Genomic DNA, 17,152 nt, shown 5'->3' on the forward strand with positions numbered 1-17,152 from the left:
CCGATCCGGGGGCTGCGCCCCCGTGCCCCCGCTTTTCGGCGCTCCGCGCCTCGTCCTCAAACGCCGGACGGGCTGGAACTGTCGCCGGTTGCGGCTGTGTTGTCAGCCCCTCCGGCGTTTGAGGAGCGGGGGTCTGGGGGCGGAGCCCCCAGGAAGCGGGAAGGGGCGGGTCTGGGGCGCCCCGCGAGGAGACGAGCGTCAGCCGAAGGTCCACGGGTCCGGCACCACCGGCGCCCCGTGCGCGTCCCGCCCGAGCACCCCCGGAAGGAGCGCCCCCGGCCCGGGGGCGACCACGGCGGCCCCCAGCCCATGGGAGGAGAGCAACCGCACCGCGTCCCCCACGGCCAGACCGCCCAGGTCGTACGCGGCGACGGCTCCGGCACACCCGTCCCCAGCAGCCACCCACCCGTCAGCCGTCCGCAGCGGCCGCCGAAACCCGGCGGGACGGCGCGCGCCCCGCGCGAGCGCGGGCCCGACCAGCAGGTCGGCGGCCCCGAGCAGCGAGGAGTCGACCCGCACGCCCCGCCCCCCGCCCCGCTCGCGCAGCAGCAGCCCCGCGAGCACGGCCTCCGCCCCGAGCAGCCCGCCGAGGACGTCGAGGAGCGTCATCAGGGAGGGCGCGGGCGGCTCGTCGGCGGGCCGCACGGCCTCGCCGACGCCGGTACGCGCCTGGACCATGAAGTCCGTGCCCATGGGCGCGCCGTCGATCCGGCCCGCCCAGCCGCTCGTGTACGCGTACACGAGGCCGGGGTTGACCCGTGCGAGGTCGTCCGCGTCCAGGGCGAGCCGCGCGGCCTTGCCCGGCGCCCAGTTGTGCAGGAAGACGTCCGCGTCGGCGGCGAGGTCGCGCAGTCGGCGGCGGCCGGAGGGGGACTTGATGTCGGCCTCCACGGCGTCCTTGCCGCGGTTGAGGGCGAGCCAGCGCGCGGAGACGCCGCCGCACGCGGGCGGCATGCCGCGCAGCGGGTCGCCGCCCGGCGGCTCGATCCGCACGACGTCGGCCCCGAGCAGCCGCAGCAGGTGCGCGGCCAGCGGGGCCTGGATGCGGCGCCCCGCCTCCAGGACGGTGATCCCGGCCAAGGGCCGGTCGGCGGTAGGGATCTGACGGTGTGTCACGGGCCCGCCGGGGCCGTACGGCGTGAGCGTCCACGGCGGCGCGTGGTCGTGCTCGGCGGCGCGCTCGGCGAGCGTGCGCAGCGCGCACACCTCGGCTCCGGACGCGGCGGCGGCCGCCTGGATCCGGCTCCAGACGGCGCCGGACACGGTGGTGTGCAGGGCCTCGGGCAAGGGCGCACAGGCGGTGGCGTACCGGAACTGGAAGGGGCGCCAGCCCGCGCGCAGCGCGTCGGCGGGCGCGCCGAGGGCCCGCCAGAACGCGGCCCAGGCGCCGGGGTCGAGGGTCTCCAGCTCGAAGACCACGCCGTCGGCGGAGGTGAACGGCGGCCCGCCCGGCGCGAGCGGCGCCGCCTCGCCCTCGTCGGCCCCGGCCGCAGCGACGTACTGCGAGACGGCGAGCAGGCCCGCGCGCACCGCGCTCGTGGTCACCCGGCCCGCCGATCCGCCGCGGGCCTCCGCGAGCAGCCCGGCGAGCAGGCCCTGGACGGCGAGGACGCCCGCGGCGGTCGCGGTGTAGTCGACGCCGAGGCCGCGCGGGGAGCCGTCGCGGCGCCCGTGCACGGACATGACACCGGTGACGGCCTGGGCGGTGGCCTCGTCGTGCACCAGGCCGGGGCCCGGGCCGCCGGGAGCGGCGTCCGCGAGCGGGGCCACGGCGTCGCGCGCCGGGCCCATCGGGTCGGCCCACAGGACCTCGGCCTTCAGCGGCCCGAAGCCACCGCCGCAGAGCAGCGCGCGGCCGGGACCGGCCGCCTCGTCGGCCCGGGCCGTGTGCGCGCCGAGCAGCCGCAGGTGCGCCTCGACGACACCGGTCAGCTCCGGCGGCCCGCCGATGTCGCAGCGCAGCGCGTCGAGGGGCCGCGCCCCGGCCCGTGCGGTGAGGTCGTGTGACGCTGCCTGGGTCATGTCCGTCGTGTCTCCTCTTCCGGTGCGGCGGCCGCCGCGAAGGCGGGAACTCGGGGGCGTCGGCGCCCGACCAGTTCCCTGGAGAGTCAGTCGGGCGCCCGGGCCCGCGGGTTCCCGGCGAACGGAAGGAAGCGGTGGCGTCAGTGACGGAGTCGAAGGAGCGGGACGGCAGGGACGCGGGGCTCGGCGAGCGCGTCGGGGCGTTCGTACGGGAGCACGTCATGCCCCGTGAGGACGTCCTGGACGCGGGTGGGCCCGAGGCCGACGAGGCGCTGCGCGCGCTGCGGGCCCTGGCCCGGGACGCGGGCCTGTGGGCGCTGCCGCTGCCCGCCGAACTGGGCGGCCAGGGGCTCGACTTGAGCGCGTACGCGCGCCACGCGGAGGCGGAGGGCGCCAGCGACCACGGACCCGCCGCGCTCGGCTCCGCGCCGCTGCTCGACGTACGGATGCTGCTGCGGCACGGCAGCGACCGCGTCCGGGCCGCGTATCTCCCCGGCCTTGTCGCGGGCGGGCTGCGCGCCTGCTACGCGATGACCGAGCCGGAGAGCCCCGGCACCGACCCGTTCCTGACCGCGACCACGGCGGCGCGGCGGACCGACGGGGACTGGGTGGTCAGCGGCCGCAAGTGGTTCACGTCCGGGGCTGCGGGCGCGGACCTGGTGACCGTGCTCGCCCGCACCGACGGCGCGCCGCGGGACCGCCGCGGCCTGTCCCTGTTCGTCGTGCCGACGCGCTCGCCCGGCTTCCGCGTCGTGCGCGAGCTGCCCGTGCTCGGGGCGAGCGGCCAGTGGGAGATCGCCCTCGACGACGTCCGCGTGCCCGGCGACCACCTCGTCGGCGAGCGCGGCGCGGGCCTCGCCGTCGCCGCCGAACGGCTCCAGCTCGGCCGAACGCTGCGGAGCCTGCGCTGGCTCGGGCAGGCCCAGCGGGCCTTCGACCTGCTGGCCCGGCGCGCCGCCACGCGGGGCGGCGCCCGCGGCCCGCTGCGGACCCACCAGCTCGTGCAGCAGCACGTCTTCGAGTCCCTGCTCGCGCTGCGGACGACGCGGCCGCTGGTCCACGAGGCGGTCGCGCGGCTCGCCGCGGGCGAGGACGCGCACGTCGAGGTGGGCCTCGCGAAGGTCGCCGCGGCCCGCGCCCTGCACCAGGTCGTGGACGCGGCGATCCAGGTCCACGGCGCCGCCGGGCTCGGCCCCGACACCCCGCTGCCCACGCTCCTGCGCACGGCACGCGCGGCGCGGATCCTCGACGGCCCGGACGAGCTGCACGTCACGTCGGTGGCGCGCCGTGTCCTGGAGACCTACGCGTAGCCACGTCTCTTACGTGCGCTACGTCTAGCTACGTCTACGTCTATACGTCGCCGGGGCGGACGAGGCCGGTGAGGACGGCGAGGCCGAGGGCCAAGAAGTAGTCGCCCCAGACCAGTTCGTGCCGCTCGGCGGTGCCGGTGGCGGCGTCGTAGCAGCCGTCGAGCAGCATCCCGTCTTTCAGGTGCGCGGTCACCAGGCGGTGCAGGACGGCGGTCGCGCGGCGCGTGAGCTGCCCGGCGTCGGCGCCGGGCAGCTCGGCGAGCTTGAGCAGCGCGACGGCGGTGATCGCGGCGGCGGAGGTGTCGAGGAATCCGCCCGGCTCGGCGGTGTCGGCGGGCGGCACGAGGGGTTCCCCCAAAGCCGGGGGCGCGCCGAGCCACGTCGCCGCCCGGCGCAGCCGGTCAGGGCGCCAGACCTCGCTGTCCGCGCGCGCCAGCGCGTCCGCGACCGCGAGCAGCAGCCAGGCGCGGCCCCGGCTCCAGCCGGGCGCCGGTTCGGCGAGCGGGCACCAGCCGCTGCCCGGCACGTACCGCCAGGCCATGGCTCCGGCCCGGCACAGGTCCAGGTGCCGGTGCAGATGCGCGGCGGCGGCCTCCGCCCCGCGCGGCCCCGCCGCCGCGAGCAGCGGCACGAGCCCGGGCACGGCATCGGCCCGCGCCACGAGCCTCGGCCCTCCGAAGGCCGCACCCCAGGGGACCAGGCCCAGACCCGGGTCGAAGGCATCGAGACAGACCCGTGCGGCTTCGGCGCGCAGGGCCTCGGCGGCTGCGCCGGATGCGGGGGCGTGGCCCGACAGGGCGGGGCGCGCCGCTCGTGGGGAGGGCGGGTCCGCAGGGGTGGTGGGGTGCGGCTGGGAGGCGGAGCGGTCCGGCGGGGCGGTGGCCTCCGCGCGTGTGGGAGCGGCGCCGTCCGAGACGGCAGGGGGGCCGCTCGGGCACGGGGGCGGAGCGGGGCACGGGGTGGGAGCGGGGCACGTCCCATGGGTGCGGACCGATGCGGCAGCGGCGGTGTGATCCGGCGCGGCAGGACTCTCCCCTCGCGTAGCAGCCGTGGAACCCGGCACGGCAGGACTCTCCCCTCGCGTACCAGCCGTGGAACCCGACGCAGCAGGACCCTCCCCTCGCGTACCAGCCGTGGAACCCGACGCAGCAGGACCCTCCCCTCGCGTACCAGCCGTGGAACCCGACGCAGCAGGACTCTCCCCTCGCGTACCAGCCGTGGAACCCGGCGCGGCAGCGCCCTCCGCACGCGGGACGGCCGCGCGATCCGGCACGGGAACGCGGCCCGGCTCGGTAGCGGCGGTGCGATCCGGCGCGGAAGCCGGGCACGGCCCCGTAGCACCGCCCGACGCGGCGGCGTCCTCCGCACGCGGTGTGGCAGCGCCATCCTGCGCGGAGGCGGGGCCCGATCCAGCAGCCCCCTCCGCCCCCGCAGCGGCAGCGTGGCCCGGCGCGGCCGCGCGGGGCGGCGGAGCGGAACCCGGTGTGGCCGCGGCCCCCGCGGAAAGGGCGGGCCCCGCCGACGCCGTGCCGTACCAGAGGATCAGGCCGCGCGTCGCCGTGTCCGCGTGGAGCCAGTGGGCGAGCCGGGCCGTGCACTCCGCCGCGGCGTGGCGGTCCTCCGCCGTGCCCGTGGAGCGGGCGCGGAGCCACAGCAGGCCCGCCCAGAAGCCGCCGGTCCAGGCACCGCGCCGGGTCGTCGTCCACGTACCGGTCGCGGGGTCGGCGAACAGCGGGAAGCGGGCGCCGACCCCGGCCCGGGTCACGGCGGCCCGGTCGAGCACGGCGCGCAGGGCGGGCCCGGCCCAGGCGGGGGGCTCCTCGGGTCCGCGCGACATCAGGCCTCCCCCGCCCGGCGCCGCACGCCCCGCTCCCGTACCGCCCAGGTCAGGCCCACCGCGCAGGCCCCGGCGAACTCCGCCGCGACCAGGGCCCAGCCCCAGCCGTAGCGGCCCGCGTCCGCGAGGACGCCGAAGAGGGGCGGGCCCAGGGCGAAGCCCGCGAAGAAGCCCGCGGAGACGAGGGCCGAGTCCTGGCCCGCGCGGCCGGGCGCGGCGCGCTGCATGACCAGGACCATGGAGACCGCGTTGGCCGACACCGCGAACACCCCGACGGCGACCGCCGCGAGCCACACCAGCGGGCCCACCGCCGCCGCGGCGACGAGCAGCAGCGCCGCGCCGACCGCCCCCGCCGCGAGCCACCCCGGCAGCCACGGCGCCCGGCCGGGGGTCGCCGCTCGCGACCAGGCCACGCGCCCGCCGATCCCGGCCACGCCGAGCACCGCCACCAGCGCGGCGGCCGCCGCCCCCGGCAGGTCGAGGCGGTCCGCCCCGTACAGCGCGAGGTAGGTGTTGACCGAGGCGATGCCGCAGCCGAGCAGCAGCGAGAAGGCCGCGAGCCAGGCGATGTCGCCGCGCGGCCGCGGCGAAGGGGCCTCGCCGGTCCGGGGAGGCTCGGCCCTACCGGGCTGAGACGGGGCGACCCCACCCGCCCGAGACGGCGCGACCCCACCAGCCTGAGACGGGGCGACCCCGGCAGGCCGCTGAGGCCCGCCTGCCGCAGGCCCCGCGGACCGCTGCGGCCCGCCCCCCGCAGGCGCAGTCGCAGGCAGCGCCCGCAGCGCCCACGCCGCCGTCAGCACCGCCGCGCCCGCCGCCGTCCACACCGCCGCGCGCCAGCCGAGCCACCCGGCGAGCCCCGCAAGGGGCAGGCCCGCCGCGAACGCCCCCAGTTGGACGCCCGACTGCTTCATGCCGGTCACCGCGCCGCGCCGCGCGGGCTCCACGGACGCCAGGATCGCCTTGTTCGTGGCCGGGTTGGCAAGGGCCTGCGGCAGGCCGCCGAGCGCGACCGCCACGAGCAGGAAGCCCGCGCCGGGCGCCGCGCCGATCAGCGCGAGGGCCACCGCCGAGAGCAGGAGCAGCACGGCCAGCGCGCGGCGCGGCCCCACCCGGTCGACGACGCGGCCGCCGACGGGCGACAGGACGGCGGCGGTGCCGAAGCCGATCGTCGTGGTCAGGCCGAGCGTCGTCGGCGAGACGTCGAGGTCGTCCACCAGGCGCGGCCCGAGCGCGCCGAGCAGGAAGAGCTGGAGCATCGAGAAGGCCATGGCGCAGGTGAGCAGCGCGGTGGACACGCCCCGCGCCCGGGCACCGCCCCCGCCCCGCGCCCGCGCGGCCTCGCCGCCCCTGGCCACGTCCGTGCCCCGAGCCACGGACCCGCCCTCGGCCACGGCCCCGGCCCCGGCCCCGGCCCCGGCCCCGGCCACAGTCTCGCCCCGCGCCACGCCCCCGCCCCGGGCCACGCCACCGCCCCGAGCCACGGCCTCGCCCCCACCCCCGGCCACGGCTCCAGCCCCGCCGACGCCAGGCGTACGCGACGCGGCGGCCCCACCCCGGCCCACGGCTCCGACCCCGCCCACGCCAGGCGTACGCGACGCGGCGCCCCCGCCCCCGGCCCCCGCCGCCGCATCTCCCTGCTCTCTCGCCACGCGGCCGCTCCCCTGCTCGACAGTGGGCCGATCGGAGTCGGCCGACCAGGAGTCGGCCGCGCGCCCACGCCAGTTCCCGGCACCCCGAGTGACCCGCACCACACGACGGCCCCGTACGGCCCCGTGCGGAACATTCCGGACCCGCCCGCTGGCCGCGCCGAGCGGATGCAAAGATGAGGCCGCCATGTCTGGGGGCCGAAGCTGTCGCGCGATACGGGCCGCGGTGTTCGCGGCCGCCTGTGTGCTGCTCGCGGCCACCGGCCACGCCCTCATGTCGGCGTCCCCGCTGCCGTGGTGGGCGCTGCCGGGCGCGGGCGCCGCGACGTTCGCGGGGGCCTGGCTCCTGGCCGGGCGTGAGCGCGGCGTCCTCCTGGTGACCGCCGCGTCCGTCGTGGCACAGGCCGCGCTGCACACGTGGTTCTCGCTCGCGCAGGCCGCGGCCCAGTCCTCGGCGTCCGGCGGGGCGTCCCTCGCCCAGCAGTGGGCTCGCCATCTGCTCTGCGGGGCGGACGGCACGGGAAGCAGCATGTCGGAGGCGGACGCGCTCCGCGCCGTGACGGACGCGGGACTCGCGGACCGGATGCACGAGGCCGCCGGGCACACCCGGCACTCGATGGGCATGCAGGAGACAGCCGTCCCCGCACCCGGCGCACACGACATGACCCACATGACCTCCGCGGGAGGCCACGGCGACACCATGTCGGGCGCGATGCCCGACACGATGTCCGGCATGCACGCTGGGCACGACATGGGCGGCATGTCACCGCTGGGCATGCTCGCCGCGCACCTGATCGCCGCCCTGCTGTGCGGCCTGTGGCTGGCGTACGGCGAGCGCGCCGCATTCCGCATCGGCCGGGCCGTCGCGGGCTGGCTGGTCGCGCCGCTGCGGCTCGCCTTCCGGCTGCCGCCGCCCGCGCACCGCCCGCGCCTGCGCCCGCGCCGCGACCACCGCGCGCGACGGCTGCGGCGGCTGCTCCTCGTCCACGCCATCACCTCACGGGGCCCACCCCTCGGGATCGCTGTCAGCTGACAGCCGGTACCCCGGCCCGCCACGACGGCGGCCCCGGCCCGGCGCCGCCCGGCGCCGCGCCGCCCCTCGTCGTGCGCGCACCGGGCGTCGGCCCGCACCGCCCCACCCGGCGGCACCGGGCCGTACGACACCCCTCACCGGCCGCGCGCCGTCGCGGCCGGATTCCGAACTCCGCACTCCGGACGCTGCACCTCCGGTTTCCGGACACCCGTAAGGACCACAGGCGATGACTGCTGCCCTGGCGACCCCACCTGCCCGAAAAATCCCGAAAGGCCAGCCCCGTCGACCGACGGGCCGCCGCACCGACGCCGCCGACGAACCCGTCACGCGGCTCGCGCTCGCCGCGCGCGACGGCGACCCGGAGGCCGTCGACCGTTTCGTACGGGCCCTGCACCGCGACGTACTGCGCTACGTCGCGCACCTGAGCGCGGACCCGCAGGCCGCCGACGACCTCGCGCAGGACACGTTCCTGCGGGCGCTCGGCAGCCTGCACCGGTTCGAGGGCCGTTCGTCGGCGCGGACCTGGCTGCTGTCCATCGCGCGGCGCACCGTCGTGGACAGCCTGCGGCACGCGGCCGCCCGGCCCCGGCTCTCCGACCGCGACGACTGGCAGACCGCCGCCGAGCAGGCCCAGCCGCGCGGCCTGCCCGGCTTCGACGACGGCATCGCGCTCGCCGAACTCCTCGCGGGCATACCGGCCGAACGGCGCGAGGCGTTCGTCCTCACCCAACTCCTCCAGCAGCCGTACGCGGAGGCCGCCGCAGCCATCGGCTGCCCCGTAGGCACGGTCCGCTCCCGCGTGGCCCGCGCCCGCGCCAACCTGATCGAGGCCCTGACCGCGGCCTGATCCGACACAACCGGAAGGGGGGGTGACGCCGCCGGGCGTCACCCCCGCGGCCGACGCGGCGGGCGCAGGGAACGCGGTCGGGAAAACCCGACCACGAAGTGTCGATCTACCTGTCATGACCGCACCCGTACCGCGCGGCTGCAATGGACGGGTGCTGATCGACAGGACGACGACTCCCCCGCCGCGAGCCACGAAGCCCCGTACGCGTACGGGGCCGGGCGCCCTGCCCCGCCGAGCCGTCTGGGTCGTGGGCTGGCTGGCCGCCGCCGCGTGGGCCCTGTCCTTCCCCCTCGCCTCCACGCTGGCGACGCACCGCGCATGGGGGCTCTCCGCGGCGGCCGGGTACGCCGGTGCCGCCCTGGCCGCGTGGTGGCTGCCCCGGCCCCGGGCCCGCGCGCTTTCGCTGGCGTCCGCGCTCGCGGGCGCCGTCGTCGTACCGCTGACGCTGTTCGTCCTGACCGGGCACGGACAGAGCGAGGTCGGGGTGATCGAGCGCTCGGGCGTCCTCCTCGTCCACCGGGCCAGCCCGTACCTGACGGACCCCCAGAACGTCGGCGAGTACACCCCCTACCTGCCCGGGATGGCGCTGTTCGGGCTGCCCCGGGCCCTGTTCGGCGACGCCACGCTGCCGCTGCGGGTCCTCGGGGACGCGCGGCTGTGGTGCGCGGGGGTGTTCCTGGTGTGCTTGCGGGCGGGTTTTACGTGCCTGGCGGCGAGGCTGGAGACAGCGCGCGCCCGGGCCTCGTACCGCACCGGCCTGGCCGCCCTGCTCGCCTCCCCCGTCGTCGCCCTGCCGCTGTGCGTGAGCGGCGTGGACCTGCCGCTCGCGGGCCTGTGCTGCCTCGGGCTCACGCTCGCCGCGCGCGCCAGGCCGGTGGCGGCGGGCCTCGCCCTCGCCGCCGCGTGCGCGCTCAAGTGGACGGCGTGGCCCGCGGTGGCGGTCGCCGCGGCGCTGCTCACCCACAGGGCGGGGAGGCGGGCGGCGGTGCGCTGCGCGGCCACGACCGTCGCCGGGGCGGTGGCCGCCGCCCTGCCGAGCGCGCTGCTCACGCCCGGCCCCATGGTCCGCCAGGTCCTGGCCTTCCCCACCGGGCGCGGCGACATCCCGACCCCCGCGGCGAGCCCCCTGCCCGGCCGCCTGCTCGCCGACCTCGGCCCGCTCGGCTGGTACGCGGCCGTGGCGCTGCTCCTGTGCGGCGGAGCCGCGGTCGCGACGACGCTCGTCCTACGCCCGCCCGCCACCGCCGTGGCCGCGGCCGACCGCCTCGCGGCGGGCCTGTGCACGGCGTTCCTGCTCGCACCGGCGGGCCGGTTCGGCTACTTGGCGCTGCCGGTGGTCCTTGTGGTGTGGCCACGGCTCGCGGCGGGCGGCGGGCGGCGGGCGTGAGGGGGGAAAACCCACCCCTGAGAACACCGGAAAGCCCCCTCCCCGGGCCGCCTGACACCCACCTAGGCTTTTCACGATCACGAGGCGTGATCGCGGAAGGCGACAGTCGGCGGGAGGGCACCGATGTCGGGGCACCCGCAGGGCAGCCGGACGGCCGAGGAGACCGCACCGGCACCAGGACCGGCACCGGTACCGGCACCGGTCACCGTATGGACGGTGATGCGCCACCACCCACCCCACCGCTTCCTCCTCTCCGCCTGGCCGCTGCGGTGCTGGGCGTACGTGTGCGGCGGCGTGCCGCTGGGGCTCGCGGTGCTGCTCGTCATGCTGGTGCTCGTAGCCGGAGGGCTGCTGACGTCCGCCGTGGGGATCGGCCTGGTCCTCCTGACGGCGGCCGCGCTGTCCGGCATCCCCCTGGGACGCCTCGAGCGCCGCCGTCTCCGACTGGTCGAACCGACACCGCTGCGCGACCCGCACCGCCCCCTCAAGGGCACCGGGCTCCGCGCGCGGCTGCGGACGCGGTGCGGGGAGCGGGCGACGTGGCGGGAGCTCGGCTACGCCTGGCTGCTGGCCCTGGTCTTCTCGACCGCGGGCCTCGGCGTGTCCCTGCTGCTGCTCTTCGCGCTCGTACTCCTCATATGCCCGGTCATCGTCTGGGCGCTGGCGCCGGACACGGTGATGATCATCCCGGGGCAGGCGGTCCCGCACCCGCTGGCGGCCCTGCCGTTCACCGCCGCGGGACTCCTCTTCCTGGCCCTGACCGCGTACGCGGCGGGACTCCTGGCAGGCCTCCAGGTCCGCACGGCGCACTTTCTCCTGACCTCTCGCGAGGAACCACTCACCCGGCACGTCGTCGAACTCACCCGCTCCCGGGCACGCCTGGTGGACGCCTTCGAGGCGGAGCGCCGCCGTATCGAACGGGACCTGCACGACGGCGCGCAACAGCAGCTCGTCGCCCTCACCATGACGCTCGGCCTCGCCGAGATGGAGCTGGGCGACGGCAACCCGGAGGCGGCCGCACTCCTCGCGCGCGGCAGGGGCGAGGCGCGCCACGCCCTCGACCAGCTGCGTGACCTGGTGCGGGGCATCCACCCGCAGGTCCTCACGGACCACGGCCTGGCCGCGGCGGTCACGGAGGTCGCGCTGCGGCACCCGATACCCGTGACGGTCGACATCGACCTGCCGCACCGCCTGCCCGACGCCGTGGAGACAACGGCGTACTTCACCATCACGGAAGCCCTCACGAACGCGGCGAAACACAGCGAAGCCACAGAAGTACGCGTACAGGGCAGCCTGCGGGACGAACGCCTTACGCTGACGATCACAGACAACGGCCGCGGCGGCGCGGACCCCGCCCACGGCACGGGCCTGACCGGCCTGGCCGACCGCCTGGCGATCCTGCGCGGACGCCTGACGGTGTCCAGCCCCGTCGGCGGACCGACTCGACTGACAGTGGAGGTACCGTGCTCCGCGTAGTCCTCGCCGAGGACGCCGTACTGCTGCGCGCCGGACTCGTGGAACTGCTCACGCGCGGCGGCCACGAGGTGGTCGCGGCGGTGGGCGACGCCCCGTCCCTGACCCGCGCGGTCGACACCGAGCGCCCGGACGTCGTCATCACGGACGTCCGCATGCCCCCCGACTTCCGCGACGAGGGCCTCAAAGCGGCCCTCGACCTCCGCGCCCGCCACGGCCGCCTTCCCGTCCTCGTCCTCTCCCAGTACGTCGCCACGGCCTACGCGACCCAACTCCTGACCGGCGACGGCGCGGGCCTCACGGGCCTCGGCTACCTCCTCAAGGACCGGGTGGGCGAGGTCGCTGACTTCCTCACCACCCTGCGCCGGGTCGCCGCGGGCGAAACGGTCATCGACCCCGAGGTCGTCCGCGTCCTCCTCTCCCGCCGCACCGAACCCCTGACCCGCCTCACCCCCCGCGAACGAGAAGTCCTCTCCCTGATGGCCCAGGGCCTCAACAACCAAACCATCGCCCACCGCCTCACGGTCACCGAAGCCTCAGTCGTCAAACACGCCAGCAACATCTTCACCAAGCTCTCCCTGGACCCAACGGAGGGCAACCGCAGGGTGCTCGCGGTACTGGCGCACTTGCGGGGGGATCCGGGGGCGGGGGCCTGATCACGGGGGCGGGGCCTGATCGCGCCCCGCGGCCCTCTCCCAACGCGGGCGTGTACTACTGTTGTTGACGCTGCGCACCTTCCCGGAGGGTACGACGGCGGTGTTCAGGTGCCTCTGCTCGGTCAGCTGTCGAGTGGTTTCCACCATGTGTCTCACGTGGTGTGAGTGCGGATGCCCGGTAGGGCGATCCCTGCCATTCCCAGCTCACCCCGAGGAGTGGTTGCCGCATGAACCCCGTTGAGTACAAGCCTGCACGTCGTCACCGGTTTCGCGAGATCCTGGCCGACGTCGCCGTAGGCGTCGCCACCAACCTCATGGTGGCGTGCCTCATCGCGGCAGCGCGCCTGGTCTTCTGACCCAGGCAGGTGGCGGGCCCGGAGAGCCCGCCACTCCGCATCACCGGGCACAGCGCCGGTCAGAACAGTCGTGCCTCAGGTCCTTGCGCCCCCGACACGTTGCGGTTCCGGCGGGGACGCCTGCCTCTTCGCGGCCGGGGCTGATGCGGTATCCGTGCCTCCTGCGGCAGGTTCTCCCAGGTGGGGCGCAGCCCGTGGAACTCGACCTGACCGACGCGTCCCTTCAGATAGGCACGCGTTTCCTCATCCGTGGAGTACAGCACCGTCGCGCGACTCGCCCGGGTCATCAACACGTGGTAGGCATGGCGCACGAGCCGGGCGAACTCGTCGTCGTCGACGCTCGACGCCCTCACCTTCGGGTCGAACGAACCCGGTATGTCGACGCGTTTGATCTTTCGGTCAGGGCCCTCGCCCGCCTTGCCCCGGCGGAACAGCCACCGGCCGTCACGCCACACCATGTCCTCGCCCATGATCACGCCGCACCAGTCCCACTCCAGCCCTTGCGCCGTGTACACACAGCCGATCTGACCTATGCCGTTCTCGTGCACGGACCAGATCTTCGACGGGGGCGCGCCGTCCGCACAGAAGCTCTCGCTGTCCGCGTTCCACGGCCGGTGCCAGCCACCGATGCGCACGTCGGCCTCCAGCCGCTTCTCCTTGCCGAGCGGCTTCGTCCAGGGCCAGCAGTAGCCCGCGACCATACGGGCGGACGCGCCCGCCCGCGCTTCGGTACGAATGACGTGTTCGAGTTCCTCGGGGGTGTCCGCCACCTCGACGTGCATGAGCCCGTCCGGTGTCCACTGCTCCGGTGGCTCGTCCGTGACCCCGAGCACGGCGCGCACCCAGCCGATGTAGGCGTCGCTGCCGCCGCAACGGAACTGCTCCCGAAGGCCGTACCGCACGAGCCGCGCGTCGTGCCGCCGTGCCGCCTCCTCGATCAGGCCGACCGTGCCGACCTCGTTCGGCCGTACGGTCTGGTCCTCGTCCAGGAAGAAGACGGTCAGCCGGGACGCGTCGAGGAGCTCGTCCACCTGCGGTCGTGTGCCCTGCTGTTCGGGCTTCCAGAACCGGCTGGTCGAGCGGTCGCGGAGACGGTGCGCCTCATCGCAGATCAGCACGTCCAGCGGCGGTTCGGGGGTCGTCACGAAGCTGTGGAAGTAGGTGAAGCTCTCCTTGAACTCCCGGTCCCCGTAGCCCACGTGCTCCTGGATCGCGCCGTTGAACGCCCGGCTGCCGCTGGCGTACTTGACCGACCGGCCCTGAGCCTCCAGCTCCGCCTTGACCTGGAGTCCGATGGCACTCTTGCCGGTTCCGGCCCCACCGGTCACCAGGAAGACCACACGCCTCTCATCGGGTACGAGAGCGGGGCGCTCAGGGTCGGGAAGCACCTTGCACGCCGTGTCCAGGATCTGCTCGGCGGCCTCGCGCTGCCGCCCCCTCAGCGTGAAGACGCTGTCGTCACCGCGTGAGCGGATCATGGCATCGAGCAACGGCGTGTTGCGCAGACCCATCCTCTGCAGGAGAAGCTCCGCGGCCGAGGCGCTGCCCTCTTCGGCAAAGCTCTCACGGAGCGAGGCCAGGAGCCGCTCGCGCCCGTCGTTCGTGTACACGCGGGCGTAGGGGCCGGTCGGCGCGTCGATGTCCATCAGCGGCCGTACGGAGTCGTCCGTGGCGTTGTGCAGATACGCGAAGCCTCCGCATTCGAACGCGAGCCCGCTGAACGGGCCCCTGTCGCTGGTGAAGGCCTCGTAGTACTCACGCAGTTGCAGGGCGGGGTGCTTCTTCGTGCCCATCCCCGGAACGTGCACCACCTCTGCGGTGGCCCGCTCCACCCGGGTCACCAGGGACCACCGTTTCAGCTCGACGAGTTGCACGGACAGTCGGTGTTCCCGCGGGTGCTGCCCTACGAGAACGACATCGATGAGCCGGGGAGCACCTGGACGGTCACCCTCGTCGACCGTGGCGGCGCACTCGACGATCATCTCCACGTTGCCGCGTCCGGCGGCCACGAGGTCGTTCGCGAGACTGACCAGACTCTCCGCCCACGCGGAACTCTCCGTCAGTGAGGCGTCAGCCCCCCGGAAGTGCCGCCATCTGGCGGCGAGGTGCGACACCATGCGGCGCCTCGCGTCCAGAGCGAGCAGATCCTGCGCCGCCAGTTTCAGCAGGAGCATGGACACGAGATGGTTCCCCCCAGGGCACGAGTGACTCGTGCGGGTGGGGGCGTGTCCTCGTGGGGAAGCCCGTCGGGCCGCAACCGGTATCGGCGATCATAAGAACACCGCCGCTCATCACGAAACGCCATCTGCCACTCACGGCTCGAACGGCGGACGTCGTGGCCGGATCACGCTCTCAGCGCCCCGGGCGCGTACAGGTTCACGACCGACTCGGCGCGGTGCCGCGCACCTCGGAGCGGCCATCCGCGGCGGAGTCGTCCGCCAGCCCGGCGCACGCCAGCTCCCGCAGCTTCTCCTGCGTCTCCGCGTCGGTCGAGTACACGATCGTGCCGATCATTCCCCGGGTCAGCAGCACCTTGTACGTGTTACGGATGAGACGGTCCACATCGGCATCGGGGGTGGACCTCTTGAAGACCGGGTCCTTGGACGCCGCCCGGTCCGTCACCCAGCGATCTCCCCGCCAGACCAGGTCGGGGCCGATGACGACGCCGGACCAGTCGTACTCGAACCCCTGGGCCGTGTAGACGCAGCCGACCTGTCCGAAGCCCGCGGGGTCGGTGGCCCAGAGCGCGGCCGGGGGCGCGCCGGCGACAGAGCGGTCACCTCGCAGGTTCCAGGGCCGGGCCCAGTCACCGATGACGACGTCGGCGGGCAGCGGTTCACCGGGCTTGGGCTCCGGGGACCAGCGCCAGCAGTAACCGGCGGACAGCCGCGCACTGTAGTTCCGGGCACGGCGGGCCTGGAGGAACGCTTCCATCTCCCCCGGGCTCTCCGCGACCAGCAGACTCATGCGGCCGTCGGGCTCCCACTCCACCGGGCCACCGGGCTCCAGGCCCAGCAGTCGTACCACCCACCGCAGGTACGCGTCGCTGCCACCGCAGCGGAACTGGCTCTCCAGCGGCACGACATGGCAGTCCAGACCCTTCGCCGCCGCGGCCGCCCTGATCTCGTCCACGGTGCCCATCTCACCGGGGCGCACCACCTGGTGCTCGTCCAGGAGGAAGACGGGGACCCGGGCGGCGTCGATGAGTTCGTCGATCTGCCGCCTACCGGTGCGGTGGGCGGCGGGCGTGTAGCGGTTGGCCGAGGTCTCACGGATGCGGTGGGCCTCGTCGCACAGCAGGACGTCGAGGCTGTTCTTCTCCGTCGCCATGAAGCTGTTGAAGTACTTGAACAGCTCCTGCACCTGACGCTTGCGCGCCCCCGCGACCTTCCGCATCGTCTTGGTGAACGACTGTGAGCCGGTGGCGTGCAGCGCGGAGACGCCCTGCCGGTACAGCTCACCGAGCAAGGAGAGCGCGATGACGCTCTTGCCGGTGCCGGGCCCACCGGTGACGATCACGACTTCCTTGTGGTCGGACCGCTTGGCCCTGCTCACGGCGTTGAGAACCAGCCGGTACGCGACTTGCTGCTCGTCCAGGAGGACGAACTCCGCTCGCTCCCGCACTTCTTGAGCCGCGACCGCCATCAACTGCTTCGACGGGGCGGTCTTGCCCCCCATCAGTTCATCGGCCGCGTGAGCACCTGAGTGATCGGGGCTGAGCCTGGCACGGAGGTAGTCGATGAACTCCCCGCGTCGCTCGGCGGTGAACAGCTGGCCGTGGTCGTCCCGCTCCCTCGCGCGCAGAGCTCCGACACCGAACTCCGTGGCGTTGTGGAGGAACGCCACGCCACTGACGCGGCCGGGGTGCTCGGCCAACGCACCGTTGAAGTCAACGAGGTACTCGCGGTAGCGCCGCACCTGTTCGATGGGGTTGAGCACGGGATGCGCGTAGGCGTCGACGCGACACAGGGCGAGGTCATCCTCATCGGGCTCGGCCTGGCTCCACTGCTTGAGCTCCACGACGACGTAGGACGGCTCGCCCGACACCGGATGGACTCCGGCGAGCACCGCGTCGGCACGCTTGCTGTTCAGAGGCAGCGTGTACTCGACCATGACCTCGACATCGCCCAGCCCCGCGTCGTTGAGCACGGCGGTCAACGCCGGAAGGCTCCGCTCCCAAGAACGCACCTCCGAGGTGCCCGGCCGGTAGCCGTGCACATGGAAGAACTGCTCGGCGAGGTGGTGGTAGAGCGACGTGTCGAGCGCCATGACGGCGACCGTCTTCGCGGACGCGCGGAACAGCAAGGACTTCCCCTAGGCAGCACGAAGTGACTCGCGCGGGTAGGGGCGTGTCCTTCGAGGCTCCACCGAGATGGAGCCGGAAGCCCGTCGGGCCGCGTTGACGATGCGTCCGAGCGTACCTCGCAGCCGCGACGGTCACGCTGGTGGCCACCGAGGGCCGGACGACACGGAACGCCCCGCCCGGCCCGGTTCACAACGAACGCCGGACGAGGGTCACCAGCAGCTCAGCGACGCTTCTCCACGGGCTCAAGGATCGCGACGCACTCCACATGATGCGCCA

General features: G+C 75.0%; 12 protein-coding genes. 7 read left to right on the plus strand and 5 right to left on the minus strand.

Annotated elements, in window-relative coordinates; translation table 11 throughout:
* Positions 1 to 198: 198 nt before the first annotated feature.
* Positions 199 to 2,022, minus strand: a complete 1,824-nt coding sequence (locus ACIG3E_RS21675) for a CoA transferase (RefSeq protein ID WP_399618758.1) — start codon at positions 2,020 to 2,022, stop codon at positions 199 to 201.
* A gap of 143 nt (positions 2,023 to 2,165) precedes the next feature.
* Here ACIG3E_RS21675 and ACIG3E_RS21680 point away from each other — a divergent pair, with 143 nt between their 5' ends.
* Positions 2,166 to 3,332 carry an acyl-CoA dehydrogenase family protein gene (locus ACIG3E_RS21680; RefSeq protein WP_399618760.1) on the plus strand — a complete coding sequence of 389 codons (1,167 nt, stop codon included), beginning with the start codon at positions 2,166 to 2,168 and terminating at the stop codon, positions 3,330 to 3,332.
* A 40-nt stretch (positions 3,333 to 3,372) separates the two neighbouring features.
* Here the strand turns inward: ACIG3E_RS21680 and ACIG3E_RS21685 are convergent, their stop codons facing one another.
* Positions 3,373 to 3,993, minus strand: a complete 621-nt coding sequence (locus tag ACIG3E_RS21685; RefSeq protein WP_399618764.1) for a hypothetical protein — start codon at positions 3,991 to 3,993, stop codon at positions 3,373 to 3,375.
* A 1,175-nt stretch (positions 3,994 to 5,168) separates the two neighbouring features.
* Complete coding sequence (locus ACIG3E_RS21690) at positions 5,169 to 6,440, minus strand: MFS transporter (protein WP_399618864.1); 1,272 nt, start codon at positions 6,438 to 6,440, stop codon at positions 5,169 to 5,171.
* Between the two features lie 565 nt (positions 6,441 to 7,005).
* On the opposite strand from ACIG3E_RS21690, the gene ACIG3E_RS21695 reads away from it, so the two are divergent.
* From ACIG3E_RS21695 to ACIG3E_RS21720, 6 genes are all read left to right on the plus strand, one after another.
* A complete protein-coding gene (locus ACIG3E_RS21695) occupies positions 7,006 to 7,851 on the plus strand; it encodes a hypothetical protein (RefSeq protein ID WP_399618766.1) in 846 nt (281 codons plus the stop codon).
* A gap of 226 nt (positions 7,852 to 8,077) precedes the next feature.
* Positions 8,078 to 8,698, plus strand: a complete 621-nt coding sequence (locus tag ACIG3E_RS21700) for a sigma-70 family RNA polymerase sigma factor (RefSeq protein ID WP_399618769.1) — start codon at positions 8,078 to 8,080, stop codon at positions 8,696 to 8,698.
* Between the two features lie 115 nt (positions 8,699 to 8,813).
* Positions 8,814 to 10,085: a glycosyltransferase 87 family protein gene (locus ACIG3E_RS21705; RefSeq protein WP_399618772.1), complete on the plus strand. Its 1,272-nt coding sequence runs from the start codon at positions 8,814 to 8,816 to the stop codon at positions 10,083 to 10,085.
* A 219-nt stretch (positions 10,086 to 10,304) separates the two neighbouring features.
* Positions 10,305 to 11,561, plus strand: a complete 1,257-nt coding sequence (locus ACIG3E_RS21710; protein WP_399618866.1) for a sensor histidine kinase — start codon at positions 10,305 to 10,307, stop codon at positions 11,559 to 11,561.
* A complete protein-coding gene (locus ACIG3E_RS21715) occupies positions 11,549 to 12,214 on the plus strand; it encodes a LuxR C-terminal-related transcriptional regulator (protein ID WP_399618775.1) in 666 nt (221 codons plus the stop codon). Before ACIG3E_RS21710 ends, ACIG3E_RS21715 begins: the two co-directional genes overlap by 13 nt.
* Before the next feature lie 227 nt (positions 12,215 to 12,441).
* Positions 12,442 to 12,570: a DUF6408 family protein gene (locus tag ACIG3E_RS21720; protein WP_399618777.1), complete on the plus strand. Its 129-nt coding sequence runs from the start codon at positions 12,442 to 12,444 to the stop codon at positions 12,568 to 12,570.
* 59 nt (positions 12,571 to 12,629) lie between these two features.
* Here the strand turns inward: ACIG3E_RS21720 and ACIG3E_RS21725 are convergent, their stop codons facing one another.
* Positions 12,630 to 14,744 (minus strand): DNA/RNA helicase domain-containing protein, encoded by a 2,115-nt coding sequence (locus ACIG3E_RS21725; RefSeq protein WP_399618869.1) that lies wholly within the window; start codon positions 14,742 to 14,744, stop codon positions 12,630 to 12,632.
* A gap of 202 nt (positions 14,745 to 14,946) precedes the next feature.
* Positions 14,947 to 16,875, minus strand: coding sequence for a DNA/RNA helicase domain-containing protein (locus ACIG3E_RS21730; protein ID WP_399618780.1), 1,929 nt, complete (start codon positions 16,873 to 16,875; stop codon positions 14,947 to 14,949).
* Between the last annotated feature and the right edge of the window lie 277 nt (positions 16,876 to 17,152).

This window comes from Streptomyces sp. NPDC053474, assembly GCF_044544845.1.
Taxonomy (GTDB): domain Bacteria; phylum Actinomycetota; class Actinomycetes; order Streptomycetales; family Streptomycetaceae; genus Streptomyces.